Raw genomic sequence first — 22,511 nt, 5'->3', positions numbered from 1 at the left:
ACCACTCGCCCGCCCGGTGTCTCGGCGCCTGCCCGGGACACCGGGGTGCGGCGGCGCCTGAACCGGGTGCTGCTGCGACGGGCCCGGAACGGCGTTCCGGCAGTGGTGTTCGCGCTGCCGGTTGTGCTGATCTTCCTGGTCTTCTCCTGGGGCCCGATCGTCCGCGGGCTCGTGATGAGCCTGCAGCAGACCAACCTCATCGACCCTGTGCGCTGGGTAGGACTGGAGAACTTCCGGTACGTCCTGACCGACCCCGCGGTCGGGCAGGCCACCATGAACACGGTCTGGTTCACCCTGCTGGCGCTGCTGTTCGGCTTCCCGCTGCCGATCCTGCTGGCGATGTTCCTGTCCGAGCTGCGCGGCCGGTCCTGGGCCTACACGACACTCGCGTACCTGCCGGTGATCACTCCGCCGGTGGTGGCGATCCTGTTGTGGCGGTTCTTCTACGACCCATCGCCGAACGGGATGTTCAACAGCATCCTCGGGGTGTTCGGGCTGGGACCGTTCCTCTGGCTGGACAGTCCGTCGTCGGCGATGCCCTCGATCGTGCTGGAGGCGACCTGGGCCGGGGCCGGCAACGCGGTGATCATCTACCTCGCCGCTCTGACCTCGGTGCGGGCCGATCTGTACGAGGCGGCCGAACTGGACGGCGCCGGCGTGGTCCGGCGGGTGTGGCACGTGATGTTGCCGCATCTGCGCGGCGTACTGCTGCTGATGCTGCTCCTGCAGGTGATCGGCACCATGCAGCTGTTCACCGAGCCGCTGCTGTTCACCGGGGGAGGACCGCAGGGGGCGACGACCACGATCCTGTTGCTCATCTACAACTACGCCTTCGTCAACGGTGACTACGGCGCCGCTACCGCGTTGAGCGTGCTGCTGGCGCTGGCACTCGCCGCACTGTCGGCTGTCTTCCAGTTCGCGACGCGTGGCTGGAGTTCCGAGTGAGCGGCGAGCGCGGCGCGCTGTCGGACTCGGACCGCCGGCAGACCCGCATCCGCCTGCCGTTCGTCATCGGTCAGGTCGTGGTGTTCGCCGGTCTGCCGGTGGCAGGCCTCGGCCCGTTCCTGTGGTTGCTCAAGGCAGCGATCTCACCGACCCAGGACAGCATTCGGCAACCACTCGCGTTCTTCCCGTCCGGCAAGGTGCAGTGGCAGAACCTCGCCACTGCCTGGCATCAGGGTCACATCGGCTACTACCTCGGCAACACCGCCATCATCGCGGCCGGTACGGCGCTGGCGTCGCTCATCATCTGTACGACGGCGGGCTACGTGCTGAGCGTGCTCCGGCCGCGCTGGGGACCGGTGTTGTCCGCGGCGATCCTGGTGACGCTGTTCGTGCCGCACATCGTCTCGCTCGTCCCGCTGTATCTGACCGTGCTGAAGCTCCCAGTGGTGCACAGCAACCTGACCAACACGTTCTGGGCGGTCTGGCTCCCACCCGCGGCCAGTGCGTTCAACGTGCTGATCGTGAAGCGCTTCTTCGACGGCATCCCCCGGGAGTACTTCGAGGCGGCCCGGATCGACGGTGCCGGTTCGCTGCGGGTGTTCACCTCGCTCGTGCTGCCACTGTCGCGCCCGATCCTCGGTGTGGTCCTGCTGCTCAGCATCATCTCTTCCTGGAAGGACTATCTGTGGCCTCTGCTGGTGCTGACGAATCCGGATCTGCAACCGGTCTCGGTGGCGTTGCCGAAGATCGCCAAGGTGACGGAGCTCAACATCCAGTTGGCGGGTCTGTTCCTGGCCCTGCTGATCCCGGTGGCGCTGTTCCTGGTCTTCCAGCGGGCGTTTCTGCGTGGCGTGGGCCTGTCCGGGGGAATCAAGGCGTGAGGCGTGTCCTCGTCACCGGTGCGGATGGATCGATCGGCCGGGCCGCGGTCGCCGGTCTGGGGACAGCCGGGTACGACGTGACCGGTCTGTCACTGCGCTACGACCACCCGAGTACGGCGGACCGCCCGCTGGTCGGGGACGCGCGCTCACCGGTCGACGTCTCGGCCGCGCTCGACGGCGTGGACGCCGTACTGCATCTGGCCGCGATCCCGCATCCGAGTCTCGGTACGCCGGAGGAGGTGTTCGAGAACAACGTCGCGGCGACGTTCAACGTGCTCTCGCAGGCCGGGCAGCGGGGGATCGGCCGGGTGGTGATCGCGAGCAGTATCAACGCGTTCGGCGTACCGATGAACGTGCATCCGGTGGTGCCGGCGTACTACCCGCTCGACGAGGAGGTCCGGGCCGACATCTCGGATGCGTACTCGCTGTCGAAGAGTGTCGACGAGCAGAGCGCCCGGATGGCGTGGCGGTGCTGGGGCACCAACGTGATCGCGCTGCGCTTCCCACTGGTGAAGACCCGCGAGCAACTACTGCGATTCGCGGCCAATGCCGAACGTGACCCATCGACGATGGTCCGCGAGGGCTGGGCGTATCTGGATCTGCGGGACGGCGTCCGGGCGATCATCGCCGCGCTCGAGTCACCGGTGACTGGAGCCCACGTGGTCGGGCTGGCCGCCGACGACATCCTGATCGACCGTCCCACAGATGAACTGCTGCGCGAGTACGCCCCGACGGTTCCGGTACGGCGGCCGATCGCGGGACGGGACGCATTGGTCGACACGTCACGGGCCCGGGAGCTGCTCGGGTTCACCCCGCGCCACTCGATCCACTCCACCCACGAGAACCACCACGACACCCCCGCCATTTGAGAGGGTCAACCCCCGAGTTGGTGGGTTGCCCCCACGGAATCTGAGAGGGCAACCCATCATTTCAGTGGGTAACCCCTCAAATGGTTCGGGGGAAAGCGGCGGGTGCTCAGGCGGTGTCGGCGATGACCAGTTGAGGTACGACGTACTGGATGCCGGGCTCGGGGTCGGGTTCGAGCAGGCGGCCCGTGAGCCGTGGGCGTGTGGGGCGCGGGCACGGAGGAGGGCCGGTGTACTGACGAACGGGTAGTCGTCAGCTGCGCGGGGACATGGCGGAGGTGTTCAGACTGGAAGCGGGCCGGTTCGGCGGGGGCGACGCCGACTATTACCCGTTCGTCAGTACACCGGCCAACCCAATCAACCAGCCCCGAACCTCGGACACCTCATCGAGACCACGGACACCAGACCCGATGTCCGCAGTCCCCACTGAGTGACCCACCCCCTCGCCCACCTCCAAACCCGGACCGACGGCCCCCACCGGATCTACCCGCTGACCCCCGACCAGCACCCACAACCACACCAGCACCCACACATCTGACATGGCGCTCGCCTGCTCGCGGTGTGGGTGGTAGGCGGTATGCGCGTGTTGGTCGGAGGACGGACCCAGATCCGGTGACCTGGGGCAGCCGGTGGTGTGGCTGGTGTGGTGCAGGTCGACAGGACGTGTCGGCCAGACCCTGCCCGGGCCGGCCGGGTTCACGCGGGAATGCCTGCCCCGACCACCACCCCCGAACCGACACATCCTGTCGACCTGCACGCCAGCCACCCGAGCCCCACCAGCCAAGCCGCATCCCAGACCCCCTCCCACATCACCCACACAACCAGCAGCAGAGCCCCATTTGAGCGGTTGACCCCTGAGTGGGTGGGTTGCCCCCTCGGAATCTGAGGCGGCAACCCACCACGTCAGGGGTCCACCCCTGAAATGGCTCGGGTGAGAGAGGTGGGGGTCAGACGGTCTCCGCGATGACCAGTTGAGGTGCGACGTACTGGATGCCGGGCTCGGGGTCGGGTTCGAGGAGGCGGGCCGCGACCTGGCGGCCGATCTCCTCGAGTCCGACCTCGATCGTGGTCAGGTGCCGGCTGACGCGCTGGTCGTGCATCAACTGCTCCCAGTTGTCGACGCCGATCAGCGCCACGTCACCCGGGACCTGCCGGCCACTCGCCCGGACGACGCGCTCGGCGCCCCGGGCGATCGCATCACTGCCACAGAAGATCGCGTCGACGTCGGGTGCCGCGGCCAGCACCTCGCGGGCGGCTTCCTCGCCCCAGCTCTCCCGCCAGCGGCCGAAGCGGACCGGCGTCACCCAGTCGAGGCCGGCGTCGGCGAGGACCTGGCCGGCACCCACGGCCCGGCGCTGTGCGGCGTTGTCGTGCGGCTCGGCGGTGATGTGGGCGATCCGGCGGCGGCCGGTCGACAGCAGGTGGGTCGCCGCGAGCCGTCCGATCGCGGTGTCGTCCGAGGTGATCGTGACGTCGTCCGGGTCCTCGGTGAAGGTGAAGGCGTAGATCACCGGTACGTCGAACCGGCTGGTGAGCGACGGGGTCGGGAACGACGTGCCGGTGCCGATCACGATCACGCCGTCGATCCGGCGGGCCCGCAGTTGCAGGATGCTCTCGGTGACGTCCTGCTCGTCGATCCGCGCGTCGTAGAGCAGGATGGCCTGCTCCTTGGCGCCGAGCTCGGTGGCGGCGGTGGCCAGCACGACCCGGGTGAACGGGTTCGAGGCGCGGTGGGTGAGCACACCGATGGTCTGGCTCCGGCCGCGGGCGAACGACCGGGCCAGTGCGTTGTGCCGGAAGCCGAGCCGGTCCGCGGTGACGCGGACGTGCTCACGGGTCGCCGCCGAGATCCGATCGGTGCCGTTCAGGGCTTTGGACGCCGTCGACAGCGACACCCCCGCGGCAGCGGCCACGTCGGACAGGGTGATCAGCTGGTCGGCCATCTCCACATCGTAGTCAGTGATGAGCCGTTGACAGCGGGCTCACCGAAAGCCAAGGTGTGATGTGCGAAACCGCTTTCGCACTTCTTGATTCGCACTGCCTGGGAGGAGAACTCCATGACCCGTCGCCGCTCAGGCGCGATCAGTCTTCTCACGGCCGGCCTGTTGCTGGCCGCCGTACTGCAGATCCCCACCGCCCTGCCGGCCGCTGCCGCGGCGCCGACGCTGACCATCGTGCCGAGCACGGTCGGCAACGCGTTCACCGTCGGCCAGCAGGTCAAGCTCGGCTTCACCACCAACGCCGCCACCATCGGCTGGACCGTGCGGGACTCGGCCGGCACCGAGGTTGCCAAAGGCTCGGCCTCGGCCGCCTCGCTCAACGGCCAGCTCCCGCTCGCGATCGGTGCGCCGGGCTGGTACCAGGCCGACCTCACCGCGACGGCCTCCGACGGCTGGGTGACGAACGGCGGCACGGACTTCTCCGTACTCACGCCGCACGACTTCTCGACCTCGACCGACACCCGGATCGGCGTCGCCACCGGGCTCGGATTCAGCAGCGGCGCCAATCCGGGCCTCGGGTCGGTGCCACTGCTGGCGATGAGCGGCATCTCGACCGCGCGCGACGAGGCGTTCTGGGCCAGCGCGGAGACCACGCCCGGCGTGATCCAGTTCCCGCAGAAGGTGAAGGACTACAAGGCCGCGCTGGATGCGAACAACGTCGACTTCCTCAACATCCTCGACTACGGCAACCCGCTCTACTACCCGGACGAGGCGCCGTCGACCGACGAGCAGCGACAGGCCTTCACCCGGTACGCCGTGGCCGCGGTCAACGAGTTCGGTACGGCGCACACGACGTACGAGCTCTGGAACGAGTGGAACTGGCGTGACCTGGGCGGCCCTGCTGGTGGTACGGCCGACCAGTACGTCGCGCTCCTGAAGACGGTCAGCCCGGCGGTCCGGGCCGCGCATCCCGACGTCAAGCTCACCGGTCCGTCGCTCGCGGTCATCTCGGACTGGCAGGCCTGGTTCACCCGGTTCGCCGACCTCGGTGGCCTGGACTACGTCGACGCGGTCACCATCCACCCGTACGTCCAGCCGAACGACCCGGAGGCGTCGGTCGCCTACGTCAACACCATCCGCAGCATCATGGCGGCGCACGGCTCGACCAAGCCGATCTACATCTCCGAGCAGGGCTGGGCGACCGGCACCAACCCGTCGGCCGTCAGCGAACCGGTCCAGGCGCGCGACCTGGTCCGCGGTGAGTTGCTTGCCTTCGGCAACGGCGTGGCCCGGTACAGCGGGTACAACTTCATGGACTCGGGCACCGACCCGGCCAACGTCGAGCACCGGTTCGGTCTGGTGCGCAACACGCAGGACACGCGGGGTGCGCTGGTGCCCAAGCCGTCGTACGTCGCGACCGCCGTACTGGCCCGGCAGATCGACGAACTGCCGCTGATCGGCCAGACGAAGTTCGGCACCAACGGGTACGACGTCGCCTTCAACGCCGGCGGTGGTCAGAGTGTGCACGCGGTCTGGTCGGCCACCCCCGGTCTGGTGAACGCTGCGGCACCTGCCGGCTCAACCGTCCAGGTGACGAACATGTACGGCGCTGTGACCACGCTGACCGCGGATGCGGGCGGCCACATCTGGGTGAGCGCCGGGCCTGAGCCGGTGTACCTACGCGGCGCCATCAGCGGCGTCGCCCCGTCGAACCGCTTTGCCCTGTCGGTCTCGCCGGAGATCGCCGGTGACCCGGTCAGCGGCAGTCTGACCTTCACGAACCCGGAGTCGACCGCACACGCCTTCATTGTCGAGGCCGGCGGCAGCCAGACGAGCGGCAACGTCCCTGCGGCCGGTACGGCGTCCGTGCCGGTCACCTACCCGGCGCAGAACTCGGCCGGCGCCCGGACCTACTCCGCCAAGGTCACCGTGGACGGCGCTCCAGCCGCACTCCTGACCACGAGCGGTACGGCGACCGCACCGCTGACGGTCACCGGGTCACACGTACTCAGCAGCAGCGGACAGGACCTGCTGCGGCTACGAGTCACCAATGCCTCGTCGCACTCGTACACGGTCGCCGGACTCGACTGGGCGTCCGGGAGCGGATCCGGGACGCTGCTGGGCGGCACCACGATCGCAGCGCACGGTACGGCGTCGGCCGACGTACCGCTCACGGTCACTGCAGCCTCGGACTGGGCGGCCAGCTTGCGGATCGCAGGTGTCGGCTTCTTCAAGGCATCAGGCCAACTCCGGCCCGTCGGTACGCCGACAGTCGCGACCGAGCACACCGTGACACTCGACGGCGTGATCGATCCGGAGCTGAGCCAGGTCCCGCCGATCTCCTTGGCCGGCACCGGGACGCCACCGGTGACCGGATGGGGTGGACCCAGCGACCTGTCCGGGTCGCTGTGGCTGACGCATGACAGCCAGAACCTGTACCTGTCCGCCCGGATCACCGACGACGTGTTCTCGCAGCCGAACCGCAACGGCAACATCTGGGGCGGGGACGGCCTCCAGATCGGCATGACGGCCGGTGCACCGGGCGAAGCGACCAGGACACAGGAGATCGGTGCTGCGCTGACCGACGCGGGCACTGTGGACACGTGGCGGTGGTCTCCGGTGGAGCTGGCCGGGACACCGCCCGGCGTCCAGGCGAAGGTCGTCCGGGACGCGTCGGCCCACACCACGACGTACGAGGTCGCAATCCCTTGGAGCACGCTGGAGTTCGCGTCCGGTGATCGGCTGCTGTCGACGACCGTCGTGGTCAACGAGAACGACGGCACCGGCCGCCGTGGCTGGCTCACCTGGGGGACCGGCGTCGCGGAGGCAAAGAATCCAGCCGGCTTCAACGCCATCCGGCTGGACGCGACACCCGCGGCACCAGCCGGCGCGACGGATGCGACGTTCGGTATCACCACGACCGCACGGCCGCAGTGCTGGAGTGGCGCGGCAGTACTACCGGTCTACGCCTATAACGCGGGCTCCGCTCCGATGGACGTCCGCTTCACCACTCCGCTCGGCGAACAGAAGATCTCGTCCGTCGGCGCCGGCAAGGGCGCCTACTACGCCTTCCCCGCCGGTGGCTCTTTGGTCGCCGGGTCGCTGACGACAGCGGCGTACCGCTGGAACAACGGCTCACCGCAATACACCCGCCTGACCGTCAACTACCCAGCAATCAACTGTGCCGGATGAGGCCGGTCCGGGGTAGCGCGCCTAGGATCGGGGCGGGACATCCGACCGGAGGAGTACGAGTTGAGTCACACCGTGGTGGCCGAGCTGGTGGCCAATGTGCTGAAGGTCACAGCCAAGGCCGGCGACACGGTGGGGCCGGAGGACACCCTGGTCATCCTGGAGTCGATGAAGATGGAGATCCCGGTGCTGGCCGAGGTGGCCGGCACCATCGTGGAGCTGAGGGTCGTCGAGGGCGAAGTCGTCCGCGACGGCGACCCGATCGCGGTAATAGAAGAGAAGTGATTCAACCGAAATGGCCGCCCACGCGTCTTTACCTATGAGGGCACTGGCCGGGAACTTCCGGCCAGGGCGTCGCGTTGAGCCGTCGTACGACGAATTCAGGGTTCAACCCGGGTTCTCCCGACGTGCGCAGAGGACGGTGACCGCGGCACCATGGCCTTCACGCTTATTGCCGAGAGGACCCTGGGAGGCGTTGCGGTGAAGCCGCTCGACACCCCGACGGTGCCTGCGTTCGAGCCCGTTCCGGACGCGCTGCCGTCGTGGGACGAGATCGTCCGCACCCACTCCGCCCGCGTCTACCGGCTCGCGTACCGGCTGACCGGCAACAAGCACGACGCCGAGGACCTGACCCAGGAGGTATTCGTCCGGGTCTTCCGCTCGCTGTCGTCGTACACCCCGGGGACCTTCGAGGGCTGGCTCTACCGGATCACCACGAACCTGTTCCTGGACGGCGCCCGCCGCCGGCAGCGGATCCGCTTCGACGGCCTGCCCGACGACGCCCACGACCGGCTTCCGGCCAAGGGTGAAGGCCCGGCCGAGAAGCTCGACTCGGACCTGTTCGACCACGATGTGCAGGACGCGCTGGACGCGCTGCCGGAGGACTTCCGCGCCGCCGTCGTGCTCTGCGACATCGAGGGCATGACGTACGACGAGATCGCCGACGTGCTGGACGTGAAGCTCGGCACGGTCCGCAGCCGGATCCACCGCGGCCGGTCGATGCTGCGCAAGCACCTCGAGCACCGGGCGCCACGATCCGGGCAGACCCGGGTCGGCGGTCCGCCCGCCGACGGACCGTTGATCGGTGGAGGTGAGCACCGATGACCCTGCAACACCCGTTGGACAAGCTCAGCGCCGTCGTCGACGGCGAACTCGACCACGACTCCCGGGACAAGGTGCTCAGCCACCTGGTCGGCTGCGACACCTGCCGCGCCGAGGTGGACGCGCAGCGCCGGCTCAAGGCCCGGATGGCGGCCCTGGAGTCGCCGGACCCGTCCACCGACCTGATGCAGCGCTTGATGGGCGTCTCGTCGTTCTCCCCAGAGCCGCGTGAGGAGGTCCGTCCGGTGCTCACGCCGGCGGTCACGCTCTTCCCGCAGCGGTCCGCGTTCCCGGCCGGGCGCTCAGGTGGCACCCGGCCGGGCGCACCCCGGACCACGCGCTCCCGGCGGCGTACCGGCGTACTGGGTGCGGCCGGCTCCGCTGCCGCCGTCGCATCCCTGCTCGGTACGGCGTTCGTCGTCGGAGACCCGGCCCGCTCGGAGCAGCCGCCGGCGCTGCAGCCGCCGGTCGCGAGCTTCTCGTCCGACCACGCGAGCATGACGGGCGGAGCGCCGTTCGCCGACCCGGTCGCGCTGCTGAACTCCTACAACGGGACTGGGTACGCAGGGCTGAGCCCGACGCTCCAGCCGGTGGCCCTGACAGGACGCTGACCCGTGAGCCTCTCCCGGCTCGCCGTACTGGTCAGCACAGCTCTGATCGGCTTCGGCCTGCCCACGCCCGCCTTCGCGACGCCTGGTGTCTCGCGTGCGGACTCGCCGACGGCGATCAGCTGGCTCAAGAAGGCCGCCGCGGCGCCCAACCGGATCTCGTACCACGGTACGCAGATCATCACCGCATGGGGACCACACGGCGCGAGCTCGGCCATGCTCGACATCGTGCACGCGGCCTCGCAGGGCTCCGAGATCAGCGTGGTCGGCTCGTCGTCCGCACCAGGCGCCAAGGCGTTCGTGCAGCGCGCGACCACCACGGGGGCGGCGATCGATGGTGGACCGCTGACTCTGCTGCAGGCGACGTACCAGCTCGTCTACAAGTGCTGCACGGACACCATCGGGCGGACCGCCGTACTGGTGGAGGCCTTGCGGGACGACCAGACGCTGGCGGCCAGGTTCTGGATCGACACGGCGACCGGACTGCTGCTGCAGCGGCAACTGTTCAGCGTGGACGGCACTACGATGGTCCGGGCGACGGTGTTCACCGAGCTGGAGATCGAGGACTCGGAGTTCCTCGGGCACCTGCCGCCGATGATGCCCAACGGGGTCGAGTCGATGGGCATGGGCAAGGTCGGCGACCTGCGCTCCGCGGGCTGGGTCTGCGCCCCGGAGCTGCCCGCGTCGCTCACGCTGTACGACGTCCACAAGGACACCAGTAACGGGTCACTGCAGTTCTCGTACTCCGACGGGCTGTTCAATGTCTCGCTCTTCGAGCAGCGGGGAGCGCTGGATCCGGCCGCGGTCACCGGGTTCAGCAACACCGAGAGCCCGGGTGTCTACCTCCGCTACGGGATGCCGTCGTACGTCGTCTGGTCGTCCGGAGGAATCGTCTACACGCTGATCGGGGATCTGCCGCCGGACATGCTCGGCCAAGTGGTCCGCGCGTTCCCGCACGACGTGCCCGTCAAGCTCACCGCCATCCAGCGAATGGGCACCGGGCTGGCCAAAATCGCGACCTGGCTCACTCCGATGGGTGCTCTGTCCGGGAAACTGGGATAATCGAATCTGGAAGTGCCTCTCGGTCACCCCGAGCAGGGGCCTCCGACCGACGACCACGACGATGACGTGAGGCGGGGACCGTGACCAGCGACGACGCCGAGCCGACAGTTCCGAACCCCGCGACCGCGGAGCCGACCGCGATCCTGCCGACCAACGGCACGCCCCCCGCCTGTCCTCCTGCCGGTTCATCACCCCTGACCGCACTCACGCCGCCGACGCCGGCTGCGGGCAACGCACCGATCCCGCCGCCGGGTAGTGACGCGGCGTATCGGCAGACCAACGGACGCTCCGTGACGCAGCGCAGCTTCGGCAAGCCACCCGGACGCGATGAGCTGTCCCAGAACGTACGAGCGCAGGAGCCGACCTTCCGGCCGGTGTACCCGGGTCAGGCGTGGCCGACGCAGCAACCGGCGTACCGGCCAACGTATACACCGCCGCCACCGCTCGACTGGCACCAGCAGCAGGCCCGTGCGTACACGCCGGCCCCGCCGCCGAAGGCCAACCGGGTGATCACCATCGCGGCGGTGGTCGCGCTGGTGATCGGGGTGATCGCCGGAGCCGGTGCGGCCGCGACCGTCGTCACGCTCGACAACCACGGCACCCCGGTCGCCGATCAGCCCAACACGCCGGTCGGCACCGGCACCGACCCGAAGATCCGGACCGGATCCGTCTCCGCGGTCGCCGCCACCCTGCTGCCGAGTGTCGTCCAGTTGAAGGTCCAGGGCGCCGACGGCTCCGATGCCACCGGGTCCGGGTTCGTGATCGACAACCTCGGGCACATCCTGACCAACAACCACGTCGTCGCGGCCGCGGCGAGCGGCGGCTCGATCCAGGTCGTGACCCAGAGCGGCAAGAACTCGACCGCACGGCTGGTCGGCCGGTCGCCGGCGTACGACCTGGCCGTCGTCCAGGTTGTCGGCCTGGACGCGCCGTCGGTGCAGTTCGGCCGGTCGGACCTGGCCATCGTCGGGCAGGACGTGGTCGCGATCGGCTCGCCGCTCGGGTTGGCCGGTACGGTCACCTCGGGGATCATCTCGGCGAAGAACCGCCCGGTGACCACGGGCGACAGCGTGGACCAGACGTCGTACATCAACGCGCTGCAGACCGACGCGGCGATCAACCCGGGCAACTCCGGCGGCCCGCTGGTCGACATGAACGCGCGGGTGATCGGGGTGAACTCCGCGATCGCGACCGTGCGTGGTTCGGAGGAGCAGAGCGGGAACATCGGGCTCGGGTTCGCGATCCCGATCGACCAGGCCCGGCGGACCGCGCAGCAGTTGATCGCGACCGGCAAGGCGTCGTACCCGGTGATCGGGGCGAGTGTGGACATGACGTTCGAAGGCGGGGCCCGGGTGAGCGCGGTGAGCGCGGGTTCCCCGGCGGCGAAGGCCGGGTTGCGGGTCGGTGACGTGATCACGTCGATCAACAGTCAGACAGTGGACTCCGCCGAGGTGCTGATCGTCGCCATCCGGACGCATCAGCCGGGAGAGAGCGTCCGGATCATCTACGAGCGCGGCGGGAAGGCCCGGCAGGTGAACCTCACCTTGGCTCAGCAGATCGGCTGAGCTTCACTGGTACGGCGAGACGCGTGAGGCTGACCCGGCAGGCGGCGTGACCGGACTGCGGATACCCTTGTCGGCGTTGGGAATGTGGGCTGGAACGACGATGTACAGAGAGGTGGGGACATGTTCGGCATCGGGCCGCTGGAGCTGGTCGTGATCGCGATCGTCGCCGTACTCGTCTTCGGCCCGGACCGGCTGCCGGAGTTCGCCCGGACCGCGGGCCGGCTGTTGCGTCAGGTCCGCCAGATGGTCACCACCGCGCAGAACGACCTGCGCAACGAGCTCGGCCCGGAGTTCGCCGACCTCGACCTGCAGGACCTGAACCCGAAGAACTTCGTCCGCAAGCACCTGCTCGAGGGCTCCGACGACCTCGACGACAAGGCGGTCGCCGACTTCAGCGATTCCGCCCCGCAACGCCTCCCGGCCGGCCAGAAGCCGCCGTACGACCCCGAGTCGACCTGACCGGCTAGGGCGTGTCTGATGGTCCAGCAGACACGCCCTGATCGCGCCGGAAGAGCAGCGCGACGGCGGCGACGCCCGCGACGGCTGGTAGCAGCGCGAGAGTGCCCCAGAGCGGCGGGAAGATGCGGACTCCGTACTCGGAGGACGCCAGCAGGAGCGCGGCGAGGCCTGCGGTGAGCAGGACGACGAGCACGCCCAGGGTCGCGGCGACCCGCCGGTTCGCACGGGCGACGCCCACCACCAGCAACCACAGCAACGCGTCGACCACGGCAACGCCGTACACGAGGCCGTAGAGCAGGCCCGCGGACGGCCGCTTGCCGTACGACGCGTAGGCGGTGGTGGCGTGGTCGATGAGGGTGCGGCTGCCGGTCTGGTCTGCGATCGCGGCTGCGGCCAGGACGATCGAGAGCACCACGGCGAGCAACGCCGTACGCCGGCCTCCTCTTGTCTGCGTGTCAACTCGGGGATTTTCAGATAGTGACTGTCTCATGCCAGTGACTGTACGAACGCGCCTCCCTCAACGTCAAGAGTTTTAGACAGTGACTTGCTGAAGCGTGGGGCTGTCTCTTAGGGTGCCGCTATGGCTACCGGACTGCGGGAACGCTGGCGTGTGAAGGCGCGGCGCACCATCCAGGAGTGCGCGCTCGACCTGTTCGACGAGCGGGGTTTCGCCGCGGTCACGATCGAGGAGATTGCCGCCGCGGCCGAGGTCTCGCCGTCGTCGGTCTACCGCTACTTCGGCACCAAGGAGGGGATCCTGGTCGCCGACGAGTTCGACAACATGAGCCAGGAGGCGCTGGAGGAGATCCTCGATCTCAACGATCCCGTCGGCAGCCTGGTGCAGATCGTGCTCAGGTACGAAGCGGCACCCGACGACAGTGAGACTTCACGGGCCGAGCGGAGCCCCTGGCGCCGGGTGCGCTACTTCTTCCAGGAGCCATCGGTCCGGATGGCCGCCTGCGCCGCCCTGGACCGCGCCGGCCAACGCATCGCCCCTCTGATGGCGCGCACCGGCGAGTTCACCGAGACCCAGGCCCGCGTGGCCGCCAACGCTTTGGTCTTCGGCTACTTCGCCGCCCTGGAGCAGTGGTACGTCGAGGGCGGCGACCACCCGATCGCCGACTATGTCGAAGACGGGCTGACACCCCTACGCACCATCTGGTCTTCAGCCGGAGAGGTCGGCGGCCAGTAGGTCGTAGGTGACTTTGCCGTCGAGGTGGGTGGAGAGGGGGAAGGCTTCGCGTTCGGTGCCGGTCAGTTGGAAGCCCGCCTTCTCGGCGGTGTGGCGGGCGGCTGTGTTGCTGGCGGCCGTGCGGATGAACAGCCTCCGACCGCCGAAGCCGCCGGCGTCCTCCGCGGCGAAGTACCACTGCGCAACCCGCGCGACAGCCTCGGCCATCACGCCCCGGCCCTGCGCGTCGGGATGCAACCAGTAGCCGAGCTCGCCGTCCCGCACCTGGTCGCGATGGATCCCGAACAGGGTGAGGTTGCCCAGCCCCTGGTCCGTCTCGGCATCGGCCACACACCAGTTGAACCTGCGGCCGGCGGCGGCCTGCTCGGCCATGTCCTTCAACCAGAACCGCGCGTCCTCCGCGGTGAACGGCTGCGGGATGAACGGCAGGAAGTGAGCAGTCGCCTGGTTGGTGCGAGCGGTCGTGATCCGCGGGATCTCGTCCGCACGCCAGGTGCGCAGCCGCAACCGTGGTGTCTCCAGGATCGGGTGCTCGTACCACGGCTGTCGCGGCCTGCGGGGATCGTTCGGCCCGATCCAGGCCGTCCAGGCGTCGACCCGGCGGCCGCTTTCCTCGGCCAGCGCGGGGATCGTCTCGCCGAGGTGGAACCCGGTCGCCCAGGCGACCCGCCGCGACGGCCAGTTGCCGACCCGCGCCCACCAGTGCACGACGTGAAACCCGCAGGTGGTGAAGCCGAACTCCAGCAGCAATCGCACCGCCCGGCTCGCCACGCCCGCGCCTCGAGCCCATTTCGACACGCTGTAGTGGATGCGTGCGTTGCCGTCGCTGTCCGGCTCCAGCGCGGCGGAACCGGCGTACCGGCCCTTGTACTCGACGATGAAGAGGAGCCGCTCGCGCTTCGCCCAGGCTTCGACGATGCCGTAGCCGATCCAGCGCCGCGCGTCGTCCTCGTCGAAGCCGCGGCCCGGGTCCTCGCGTTGGCGGTCGATCTGGCCTTGTAGGTCGTCGGGTCGGGGAGCCCGCAGCGTGACCACGCCGTCGGTCAGGACCGGATGCTCAGCAGGAATCGGCACCCGGCCAGTCAACAACCCCGCAGGGTCTCACCAACCAGGCAAGGGTCAGCGGCCGACGGGGGACAGGCCGAGTTGGCGGCCGAGCAGGCCGCGGGGGCGGCCGCCGAGCTTCGCGGCGATCTGGTCCAGGATCTGCGCTGCCGGGGCCTCCGGATCAGTAGCGACCAGCGGGTTGCCCAGGTCGCCACCACTGCGCAGGCGCTCGTCCAGCGGGATCTCCCCGAGCAGGGGGATGTTGTAGCCAAGCCGCGCCGTCAGTGTCTCCGCGACCCGCGTCCCGCCGCCGGAGCCGAAGATCTCGATCCGGTGCTCGGGACCACAGTGCGGGCAGGGCAGGTACGACATGTTCTCGACCACGCCCGCGACCCGCTGGTGCACCATCTGCGCCATCGTGCCGGCCCGCTCGGCAACCTCGGCGGCGGCCTCCTGCGGCGTCGTCACCACAATCACCTCGGCGCTGGTCAGCCGCTGGCCGACCGAGATGGCGATGTCGCCGGTGCCCGGCGGCAGGTCGAGCAGGAGTACGTCGAGGTCGCCCCAGTACACGTCCGCCAGCATCTGCACCAGCGCGCGGTCCAGGATCGGGCCGCGCCACGCGACCACCTGGTCCCGCTTCGGCTTCAGCATGCCGATCGAGATCACCTTCACGCCGTGCGCGGGCACCGGCATGATCATGTCGTCCACCGCGGTCGGCCGCTCGTCCGCGACGCCGAACATGGCCGGCACCGAGTGCCCGTAGATGTCCGCGTCGAGGACGCCGACCGAGAGTCCCTGCTGAGCCATCGCGACCGCGAGGTTGACCGTCACCGATGACTTGCCCACGCCGCCCTTGCCGGACGCGATCGCGAACACCTTGGTCAGCGAGTCCGGCCGGGAGAACGGGATCTCCTTCTCCGCCACGCCGCCCCGCAACTGCGTCTGCAGGGCCGCCCGTTGCTCGGCCGACATCACGCCGAGGTCGATCTCGACCCCCGTGACGCCGTCGAGTTTGCTGACCGCGGCCGTGGTGTCGCGCCGGAGCGTGTCCTTCATCGGACAGCCGGCGACGGTCAGCAGGATCCGTACGGCGACCACGCCGTCTTCTCGCACGACGACGGACTCGACCATGCCCAGATCGGTGATCGGCTTTTTGATCTCCGGATCCAGCACACCACCGAGCGCCGTGGTCACCTGATCAGCAGTGGGAGCCATACCCCAAGGCTACGTGCTCCCCCGAACCCGCCCGACCACGGTCCGTGTGACGTACCTCCAGGAAGGCAACCCTTACCTCACAGGCCGGGGGCGCCGTAGACGGGGAACCAGCGGGCCAGGTCTTGTTCGAGGCGGAGATCGGTGGCCAGGAGGGACTTGATCTGGAGTTCGGTGGCGTTGTCGCGGCGGTCCTGGCCGGTGGGGGCGAACGGGTACCAGGAGCCGCGTTTGTACAGGTAGACCAGGCCGAGTGACTGGCTGCCGTTGGTGAAGGCGACCAGGGTGCAGAGCAGGGCGGAGCCGAAGCCGGCGTCGACCAGGGAGGTGTTCACGCCGTGCAGGTCGGTGACGAGGCCTTCGATGTTGTCGGGAGTGGTCTCGCGGACCAGCCACGTGAAGCCGTAGGAGTCCGTGTGGCTGGTGAACTTGCCGTCGTCGAGGGCGAGCAGTTTGTCGACCTCCTCGCGCAGCGTCGAGAAGCCACCGCCTTCGGCCGCCTTGAAGCAGACCGAACCGCTTCCGGTCGGACGGAAGCCGGCCGCGGTCTCCAGGGTGATCGCGGCCGACGGAAGCGAGAACAGCTGATCGAGGTTCGGCGGGACGGCTTTGCTCCGGCCGAGCAGGATGTCGAGAAGGCCCATAGGTCGAGGGTATGTCTCTAGGCCTGCTCGCCCAGCTCACGCGACAGCACACCGAGCCGGTCGAGTCGCTTCTCGAGCGGCGGGTGCGTGGAGAACAGCGACGACAGGCTCCCGGCCTTGCCGGAGATCGCCGGCGCGAAGAAGAACGCGTTGAACGCCTCCGCCTGCCGCAGGTCCCGCGACGGTATCCGCGCGATGTCCCCGCTGATCTTCGTCAGCGCGGACGCCAGTGCGGACGGTCTCCCGGTCAGCATGGCGCCGGCTCGGTCCGCCGCGAGCTCGCGGTACCGCGAGAGTGCCCGGGTGAGCACGAACGAGATCGCGTAGACGGCGATCGACACCGCGATGATGGTCAGCATGACCAGCGCGGCGTTCTGGTCCCGGTTGCCCCGGCCGAGGCCGCCGTACAGGCCGAAGCGGGTGATCAGGCCGGCGAGCACGCCGAGGAACGACGCGATCGTCATCACGGCGACGTCCCGGTGCGCGACGTGCGAGAGCTCGTGCGACAGCACGCCCTCCAGTTCGTCGGCGTCCAGGCGGCGCATGATGCCGGTCGTCACGCAGACGACCGCCTTGTTCGGGTTGCGGCCGGTGGCGAACGCGTTCGGCAGGTCGACGTCGGCGATGGCGACCCGCGGCTTCGGCATGTCGGCCAGCGCGCACAGCCGGTCGATCGCGCCATGCAGCTGCGGAGCCTCCTCCGGCGTGACGATCCGTCCGTGCATCGCATACAGAGCGATCCGGTCGGAGAACCAGTACTGCGCGAACAGTGCGCCGCCCGCGATCACGATCGCCAGTACGGCGCTCTTCGTCAGCGCGATCAGCAGCGCCACGAAACCGACGTACAGCAAGCCGAGCAAGAAGCTCGTGATGATCATCCGGCTGGACAGCCCACGGTCAGGCGCGAATCGAGTCTTCATCCCACGTCCTTCCTCACCTGACAACGAGCGTAGCTCGGGTCCGAAGGGCTCATACCCGGTCGTCCTCGCGGCTCTTCAGGTCCAGATCGGCCAGCAGCGAGCGGAGCTCGGAGCGGAGGAAGTCCCGGGTCGCCACCTCGCCGACGGCCATCCGCAGCGACGCCATCTCCCGGGCCAGGAACTCCATGTCGGCGCGGGTCCGGGCGTCGACGTCGCGGTCGCGCTCGTACTGGACTCGGTCGCGCGCCTCCTGCCGGTTCTGCGCGAGCAGGATGAGCGGAGCGGCGTACGACGCCTGCAGGCTGAGCGCCAGCGTGAGGAAGATGAACGGGTACTCGTCGAACCGCCAGTTCGCCGGCGCGAAGATGTTCCACACGACCCAGAACAGGATCGTCGCGGTCATGTAGACCAGGAACCGCCCGGTGCCGAGGAAGCGGGCGATCCGCTCCGCGAACCGCCCGAACGCATCCGCGTCGTAGGCGTTGCGCCGGACGATCGTGCGGCGCAGCTCGCGGGGGATGTCCAGGCGGTTGGTGTTCCGGAGCAGGCGGCGGTCGTCGGAGCTACGGTCGTCACGGGGCATCGTGGTCCACCTCCTGCTGTTCTTGCTCACGGTCCGGTTCGTCGCGCCAGTCCTCGGGCAGCAGATGGTCGAGCACGTCGTCGACGGTGACCGCGCCGAGCAGCCGGCCCTCGTCGTCGAGCACCGGTGCCGCGACCAGGTTGTACGTCGCCAGGTACTTGCTGACCGCCGTCAGGCTGTCGTCCGGCCGCAGTCCGTCCAGATCGGTGTCCAGTACGGCGGTCACCAGCTCGGACGGTCGTTCGCGGAGCAGCCGCTGGATATGGCCGACACCGATGAACCGTCCGGTCGGAGTCTCCAGCGGTGGCCTGCAGACATAGATCATCGCGGCCAGCGCCGGACTGAGCTCCGCGTTCCGCACATGGGCGAGTGCATCCGCCACGGTGGCGTCGGCCGACAGGATGACCGGCTCCGAGGTCATCAGTCCGCCGGCCGTGCGTTCCTCATAGGTCAGCAGCCGCCGCACGTCCTCGGCTTCGTCCGGCTCCATCAGCGTCAGCAGCCGCTCCGCGGTCTCCGTCGGCAGTTCGGCGATCAGGTCGGCAGCGTCGTCCGGTGACATCTCCTCGAGCACGTCCGCGGCGCGCTCGGTGTCCAGACCGGCCAGGATCTCCACCTGGTCGTCGTCGGGCAGCTCCTCCAGTACGTCGGCCAGGCGCTCGTCGTTCAGCGCGGCCGCGATCTCCTTGCGTCGCTTGGGGGACAGGTCGTGCAGTACGCCGGCCAGGTCGGCCGCCTTCATCGACTCGAACGCGGCCAGAATGTGCATCGCGCCCTGACCCTCCTCGACCAGCGCGAAGCCATCCACGTCACTCCAGTCGAGCACATGCGTCTGTCCGCGCCGCCGGAACCGTTTGGCGCCCTCCCGCACCGCAACCTTTGACAGCACCCAGTCCCGGGTCCGCCACTGCTCCATGGCCATGTCGAACACCACTGCGGTCGTACCGGTCTCGCGGATGGTGACAGTGCGGTCCAGCAGTTCGCCGAGCACCAGCACCTCGGTCTGACGCTGCTCGAAGCGCCGCATGTTGACCAGACCGGTCGTGACCACGTGTCCGACGTCCACAGACGTCACCCGGGTCATCGGCAGGAAGATCCGGCGCCTGGTGAACACCTCGATCACCAGCCCGAGCACCCGTGGCGGTTGGTTGCCCTGACGCATCATCGCCACGACGTCGCGGACCTTGCCGACCTGATCCCCGTTCGGGTCGTACACCGGGAGACCAGCCAGCCGGGCCACGTAGACGCGCGACGGTGATCCGCTCATCCACGTCCTCGCTTCGCTGCGGGCGCGGATGAGCGGAAAGCCGCACTGTGCTTCATGATGAACTCGCTGCGCTCGTTCATGCTCGAAGGCTAACCCGCCGTGCCCTGAACTCAGCTGAGGCGAGGGCGGCGGCGGATGCGGCGGTGCAGAGTGATCGGCGCCTTGCCCCTCGTTGTCGCCGTCGTGCCCACTGGTGCCTCGGCGCGCGGACGGTCGTCGTACCGTCCGGCTGCCTCGGTGATCTCCCCGGTCGGCTCCAGGACGAGCAGGTCGGCCTCGGTCTTCCAGCGCTCGAGCTGAGTGTCCAGACCGGCCGCGTTCAGCCGCTCCGTCCGCAGCACCTGGGCCGCGGCCGTCCACTCCTCGCTGCCCGGGTCCAGCCGTCGTACCGTCGCCTGCCAGCTCGCCAGCCGGTTGGTGGCCGGCTTGGCCGGTACGACGACCTCCGCCGAGCCGGCCGTCGCCAGTCCGGGCAGCGGCTGCTCGGCGCTGTCGGCCGCGTCCGCGAGTACGACGTACTGGCCGTCGACCGTGGCGAACCACGCGGGAGCCGGCCGGCCGCCGTTCCACGACAGCCAGACCAGTCCGGCCTTCTTCATCACGGCCGCGATCTCGGTCACAGCGTCCTCGCTCGTCACGGCACCAGGGTGTCACAGTGAGCGATGTCACCGGGCGCGGCGCGAGGCTTTCGCCGTACGCTGCCGGTGACCGGTGAGTAACCGACGAGAGGGACACGGTGATGGCGGAGCAGGTCTTGCGCAGCAGGCGGTCGTGTCTGGCGACTCCCGGGTCGAACCCGCGGTTCCTGGCCAAGGCGAAGGGACTCGATGCCGACCAGGTGTTCCTCGATCTGGAGGACTCGGTCGCCCCGATCGCCAAGGTGGACGCGCGCAAGAACATCGTCGCCGCGCTGAACGAGGGCGGCTGGGGGAGCAAGGTCCGCGTCGTCCGGGTGAACGACTGGACCACCGAGTGGACCTACGCGGACGTGATCGAGGTTGTCGCCGGCGCGGGCGCGAACCTGGACTGCATCATGCTGCCGAAGGTGCAGACCGCCGAGCAGGTGGTCGCGCTCGACCTGCTGCTGACCCAGTTGGAGAAGGTGCACGGCTACGAGCCGGGCCGGATCGGCATCGAGGCGCAGATCGAGAACGCGCTCGGCCTGATCAACGTGAACGCGATCGCCACCGCGTCGCCGCGGGTCGAGACGATCATCTTCGGACCGGCCGACTTCATGGCGTCGATCAACATGAAGTCGCTGGTGGTCGGCGAGCAGCCGCCCGGGTACGACGTCGGCGACGCGTACCACTACATCCTGATGCAGATCCTGATGGCGGCTCGCGCGCACGGGAAGCAGGCGATCGACGGTCCGTACCTGCAGATCAAGGACGTGGACGGGTTCCGCCGCGTCGCCGGCCGATCGGCCGCGCTCGGCTTCGACGGCAAGTGGGTCCTGCACCCCGACCAGATCGCCGCCGCCAACGAGGTCTACTCCCCGCGCCAGGAGGACTACGACCACTCCGAGAACATCCTCGACGCCTACGACCACTACACCTCCGCGGCCGGGGGCGCCCGCGGCGCGGTGATGCTCGGCGACGAGATGATCGACGAGGCGTCCCGCAAGATGGCGCTCGTCATCTCCGCCAAGGGCCGCGCCGCCGGCATGACCCGCACGGATGTCTGGCAGCCTCCGGCGGATTAACCCACCTGCGCCATGATCGCCAGCAGGTGACCGTCGGGGTCGGGGAAGAACGCCATCCATTCCTCGACCCCGTTGTCGTGCTTGTGGATCAGGTGCGGTGCGTTCTCGAACTCCACGCCGCGTCCGCGCAGTTCGTCGTACGCCGTCTGGATGTCGTCCACCTGGAAGTAGAGGATCGACGGGTCGCCGGCCGGGCCGTCGTTGGCGCTGAGGAACAACCGCGTCCCACCGCAGTCGAAGAACGCCAGATCCCCGAACGTGTAGAGATGCGGCAGCCCCAGGACCTTCCCGTAGAAGTCGACCGCGGTCTGAATGTCGCTCACCGGGCGCGCGATCTGCCCGATCGCACCTAGCTGCACAGCCATGTCCGGCACTCCTTGTCGTCGCAGGGCGCTGTCGGCGGGTACGCCGCGCCAGGTCCGGAGCTCGGCCCGGCGCTCCAGGCCGAGCTTCATCAGCGCGTTGGCGACGTGGAACTTCACCGCGTCGACGCTGACTCCCCGCCGCCGCGCGATCTCCCGGTTCGGCATCCCGTGCCGCACCGCGTCCACCACCTGCCACTCGGCGGGCGTCAGTACGTCGGGATGCCGCGGCCGTCCACGTGTACCCACGACCTCAAGCTAGCGCCGAAGACGCCGAATTACCCTCCCCCTCAGAAGGTCCAGACCTTGTAGATCCGGATCGGCTTGACCGGCGGCCCGTCCTGGTCGGGGTCGGCGATGCCGGCCGCGACCATCCGGTCGAAGGTGGACATCCCGGCGATCACGTGGCCGAGGACGGTGTAGTTCGGGGCGATGTTGGCGAACGAGTGCACCACGAAGAACTCGGACCCGTTGGTCCCCGGTCCCTGGTTGCCGTAGGCAACAGTGCCGCGCGGGTAGGTCTCCTGGCCGGTGACCTCGTCGGGGAACTTGTACCCCGGGCCGCCTTCCTCCTGGCGGTAGATGTCACCGCACTGCAGGACGCCCAGGCGGGACGAGTTCGTCAGCCGGAAGCACTGGGTGCGGTCGTAGAACCGGCTCGTCACCAGGTGGACGAAGTTGTGTACGCCGCAGGGCGCGTTGGCGCGGTCCATCCGGACCACGAACGGTCCGTAGTTGGTCAGGAAGTACACGTCGACCGTGCCCTTGGCGCGAGCCGTCGCGGACGGGATCCGGACCGGCTTGGCCGCCGGGTTCTCCGGCGTCGGGGTGAACTCGCACTTCGTCACCGGCCGCGGGTGACCGGTGGGCGCGGCCGAGGCGGTGGTCGTGGTCAGCGTCGCGGCGACCAAGGTGGCCGCGATCAGGGCGGTGAGTGATCGCTTCATGCGCACACGGTAGTAC

23 protein-coding genes are annotated in these 22,511 nt (G+C 68.9%); 12 read left to right on the top strand and 11 right to left on the bottom strand.

The annotated features are described in order from the left end of the window. The first annotated feature begins 45 nt into the window (after positions 1 to 45). Genes OG558_RS01955 through OG558_RS01945 form a run of 3 tightly spaced genes read left to right on the top strand, consistent with a single transcriptional unit; the run spans position 46 to position 2,695 of the window. Entirely contained in the window at positions 46 to 945 is a 900-nt protein-coding gene (locus tag OG558_RS01955) for a carbohydrate ABC transporter permease (protein ID WP_405068660.1), read from the top strand. Beyond that, positions 942 to 1,826, top strand: a complete 885-nt coding sequence (locus OG558_RS01950; RefSeq protein ID WP_405068659.1) for a carbohydrate ABC transporter permease — start codon at positions 942 to 944, stop codon at positions 1,824 to 1,826. Before OG558_RS01955 ends, OG558_RS01950 begins: the two co-directional genes overlap by 4 nt. After that, on the top strand, positions 1,823 to 2,695 hold the full coding sequence (locus OG558_RS01945; RefSeq protein ID WP_405068658.1) for an NAD-dependent epimerase/dehydratase family protein: 873 nt from the start codon (positions 1,823 to 1,825) through the stop codon (positions 2,693 to 2,695). The genes OG558_RS01950 and OG558_RS01945 overlap by 4 nt, the downstream gene beginning before the upstream one ends. A gap of 944 nt (positions 2,696 to 3,639) precedes the next feature. Here the strand turns inward: OG558_RS01945 and OG558_RS01940 are convergent. Further along, the gene (locus OG558_RS01940; protein WP_405068657.1) at positions 3,640 to 4,635 is read right to left on the bottom strand and encodes a LacI family DNA-binding transcriptional regulator; all 996 of its coding nucleotides are present in this window, start codon (positions 4,633 to 4,635) and stop codon (positions 3,640 to 3,642) included. Between the two features lie 114 nt (positions 4,636 to 4,749). Between OG558_RS01940 and OG558_RS01935 the strand changes: the two genes are divergently transcribed. The 7 genes from OG558_RS01935 (at position 4,750) to OG558_RS01905 (ending at position 12,616) form a co-directional block, all read left to right on the top strand. Beyond that, positions 4,750 to 7,824 (top strand): sugar-binding protein, encoded by a 3,075-nt coding sequence (locus tag OG558_RS01935; RefSeq protein WP_405068656.1) that lies wholly within the window; start codon positions 4,750 to 4,752, stop codon positions 7,822 to 7,824. Positions 7,825 to 7,884: 60 nt separating this feature from the next. Then, positions 7,885 to 8,106, top strand: a complete 222-nt coding sequence (locus OG558_RS01930) for a biotin/lipoyl-binding carrier protein (RefSeq protein WP_329481155.1) — start codon at positions 7,885 to 7,887, stop codon at positions 8,104 to 8,106. A 150-nt stretch (positions 8,107 to 8,256) separates the two neighbouring features. Beyond that, positions 8,257 to 8,925 (top strand): RNA polymerase sigma factor SigE, encoded by a 669-nt coding sequence (gene sigE, locus OG558_RS01925; protein ID WP_329481153.1) that lies wholly within the window; start codon positions 8,257 to 8,259, stop codon positions 8,923 to 8,925. Next, complete coding sequence (locus OG558_RS01920) at positions 8,922 to 9,533, top strand: anti-sigma factor family protein (RefSeq protein ID WP_405068655.1); 612 nt, start codon at positions 8,922 to 8,924, stop codon at positions 9,531 to 9,533. Before sigE ends, OG558_RS01920 begins: the two co-directional genes overlap by 4 nt. Before the next feature lie 3 nt (positions 9,534 to 9,536). Then, complete coding sequence (locus OG558_RS01915; protein WP_405068654.1) at positions 9,537 to 10,592, top strand: transcriptional regulator; 1,056 nt, start codon at positions 9,537 to 9,539, stop codon at positions 10,590 to 10,592. An 80-nt stretch (positions 10,593 to 10,672) separates the two neighbouring features. Continuing rightward, positions 10,673 to 12,157: a trypsin-like peptidase domain-containing protein gene (locus tag OG558_RS01910; protein ID WP_405068653.1), complete on the top strand. Its 1,485-nt coding sequence runs from the start codon at positions 10,673 to 10,675 to the stop codon at positions 12,155 to 12,157. Positions 12,158 to 12,277: 120 nt separating this feature from the next. Continuing rightward, entirely contained in the window at positions 12,278 to 12,616 is a 339-nt protein-coding gene (locus OG558_RS01905; RefSeq protein WP_329481145.1) for a sec-independent translocase, read from the top strand. A 4-nt stretch (positions 12,617 to 12,620) separates the two neighbouring features. Here the strand turns inward: OG558_RS01905 and OG558_RS01900 are convergent, their stop codons facing one another. After that, complete coding sequence (locus OG558_RS01900; RefSeq protein WP_405068652.1) at positions 12,621 to 13,040, bottom strand: hypothetical protein; 420 nt, start codon at positions 13,038 to 13,040, stop codon at positions 12,621 to 12,623. Between the two features lie 156 nt (positions 13,041 to 13,196). On the opposite strand from OG558_RS01900, the gene OG558_RS01895 reads away from it, so the two are divergent. Continuing rightward, positions 13,197 to 13,808: a TetR family transcriptional regulator gene (locus OG558_RS01895; RefSeq protein WP_329481141.1), complete on the top strand. Its 612-nt coding sequence runs from the start codon at positions 13,197 to 13,199 to the stop codon at positions 13,806 to 13,808. Here the strand turns inward: OG558_RS01895 and OG558_RS01890 are convergent. From OG558_RS01890 to OG558_RS01860, 7 genes are all read right to left on the bottom strand, one after another. After that, complete coding sequence (locus OG558_RS01890) at positions 13,782 to 14,882, bottom strand: GNAT family N-acetyltransferase (protein WP_405068651.1); 1,101 nt, start codon at positions 14,880 to 14,882, stop codon at positions 13,782 to 13,784. The genes OG558_RS01895 and OG558_RS01890 overlap by 27 nt on opposite strands. Positions 14,883 to 14,927: 45 nt before the next feature. Then, positions 14,928 to 16,073 (bottom strand): Mrp/NBP35 family ATP-binding protein, encoded by a 1,146-nt coding sequence (locus tag OG558_RS01885; RefSeq protein WP_405068650.1) that lies wholly within the window; start codon positions 16,071 to 16,073, stop codon positions 14,928 to 14,930. Between the two features lie 77 nt (positions 16,074 to 16,150). Further along, entirely contained in the window at positions 16,151 to 16,714 is a 564-nt protein-coding gene (locus tag OG558_RS01880; protein ID WP_329481134.1) for a PspA-associated protein PspAB, read from the bottom strand. A gap of 17 nt (positions 16,715 to 16,731) precedes the next feature. Continuing rightward, positions 16,732 to 17,634: a zinc metalloprotease HtpX gene (htpX, locus tag OG558_RS01875; protein WP_329481132.1), complete on the bottom strand. Its 903-nt coding sequence runs from the start codon at positions 17,632 to 17,634 to the stop codon at positions 16,732 to 16,734. 49 nt (positions 17,635 to 17,683) lie between these two features. After that, entirely contained in the window at positions 17,684 to 18,217 is a 534-nt protein-coding gene (locus tag OG558_RS01870; RefSeq protein ID WP_329481130.1) for a DUF1003 domain-containing protein, read from the bottom strand. Next, on the bottom strand, positions 18,207 to 19,484 hold the full coding sequence (locus tag OG558_RS01865) for a magnesium transporter MgtE N-terminal domain-containing protein (RefSeq protein WP_405068649.1): 1,278 nt from the start codon (positions 19,482 to 19,484) through the stop codon (positions 18,207 to 18,209). Before OG558_RS01865 ends, OG558_RS01870 begins: the two co-directional genes overlap by 11 nt. Before the next feature lie 110 nt (positions 19,485 to 19,594). Further along, a complete protein-coding gene (locus OG558_RS01860) occupies positions 19,595 to 20,122 on the bottom strand; it encodes a hypothetical protein (RefSeq protein ID WP_405068648.1) in 528 nt (175 codons plus the stop codon). A 101-nt stretch (positions 20,123 to 20,223) separates the two neighbouring features. On the opposite strand from OG558_RS01860, the gene OG558_RS01855 reads away from it, so the two are divergent. Further along, positions 20,224 to 21,186 carry an HpcH/HpaI aldolase/citrate lyase family protein gene (locus OG558_RS01855; RefSeq protein WP_405068647.1) on the top strand — a complete coding sequence of 321 codons (963 nt, stop codon included), beginning with the start codon at positions 20,224 to 20,226 and terminating at the stop codon, positions 21,184 to 21,186. Here the strand turns inward: OG558_RS01855 and OG558_RS01850 are convergent. Together OG558_RS01850 and OG558_RS01845 are read right to left on the bottom strand one after the other, a co-directional pair. Continuing rightward, positions 21,183 to 21,797, bottom strand: coding sequence for a VOC family protein (locus OG558_RS01850; protein ID WP_328518576.1), 615 nt, complete (start codon positions 21,795 to 21,797; stop codon positions 21,183 to 21,185). The genes OG558_RS01855 and OG558_RS01850 overlap by 4 nt on opposite strands. A 41-nt stretch (positions 21,798 to 21,838) precedes the next feature. Further along, positions 21,839 to 22,495: a peptidylprolyl isomerase gene (locus OG558_RS01845; protein ID WP_405068646.1), complete on the bottom strand. Its 657-nt coding sequence runs from the start codon at positions 22,493 to 22,495 to the stop codon at positions 21,839 to 21,841. Positions 22,496 to 22,511: the final 16 nt, after the last annotated feature.

The organism is Kribbella sp. NBC_01510 (genome assembly GCF_045040325.1).
Classification (GTDB): domain Bacteria; phylum Actinomycetota; class Actinomycetes; order Propionibacteriales; family Kribbellaceae; genus Kribbella.
The sequence above is the reverse complement of the archived record's forward strand: the minus strand, read 5'-3'. Positions and strand labels throughout refer to the sequence as shown.

Coding starts and splice junctions, on each gene's coding strand:
- OG558_RS01940 (WP_405068657.1), bottom strand. CDS start 4,635: ATGGCCGACCAGCTGATCACCCTGTCCGACGTGGCCGCTGCCGCGGGG.
- OG558_RS01935 (WP_405068656.1), top strand. CDS start 4,750: ATGACCCGTCGCCGCTCAGGCGCGATCAGTCTTCTCACGGCCGGCCTG.
- sigE (WP_329481153.1), top strand. CDS start 8,257: ATGGCCTTCACGCTTATTGCCGAGAGGACCCTGGGAGGCGTTGCGGTG.
- OG558_RS01920 (WP_405068655.1), top strand. CDS start 8,922: ATGACCCTGCAACACCCGTTGGACAAGCTCAGCGCCGTCGTCGACGGC.
- OG558_RS01905 (WP_329481145.1), top strand. CDS start 12,278: ATGTTCGGCATCGGGCCGCTGGAGCTGGTCGTGATCGCGATCGTCGCC.
- OG558_RS01895 (WP_329481141.1), top strand. CDS start 13,197: ATGGCTACCGGACTGCGGGAACGCTGGCGTGTGAAGGCGCGGCGCACC.
- OG558_RS01885 (WP_405068650.1), bottom strand. CDS start 16,073: ATGGCTCCCACTGCTGATCAGGTGACCACGGCGCTCGGTGGTGTGCTG.
- OG558_RS01880 (WP_329481134.1), bottom strand. CDS start 16,714: ATGGGCCTTCTCGACATCCTGCTCGGCCGGAGCAAAGCCGTCCCGCCG.
- htpX (WP_329481132.1), bottom strand. CDS start 17,634: ATGAAGACTCGATTCGCGCCTGACCGTGGGCTGTCCAGCCGGATGATC.
- OG558_RS01870 (WP_329481130.1), bottom strand. CDS start 18,217: ATGCCCCGTGACGACCGTAGCTCCGACGACCGCCGCCTGCTCCGGAAC.
- OG558_RS01865 (WP_405068649.1), bottom strand. CDS start 19,484: ATGAGCGGATCACCGTCGCGCGTCTACGTGGCCCGGCTGGCTGGTCTC.
- OG558_RS01855 (WP_405068647.1), top strand. CDS start 20,224: ATGGCGGAGCAGGTCTTGCGCAGCAGGCGGTCGTGTCTGGCGACTCCC.
- OG558_RS01845 (WP_405068646.1), bottom strand. CDS start 22,495: ATGAAGCGATCACTCACCGCCCTGATCGCGGCCACCTTGGTCGCCGCG.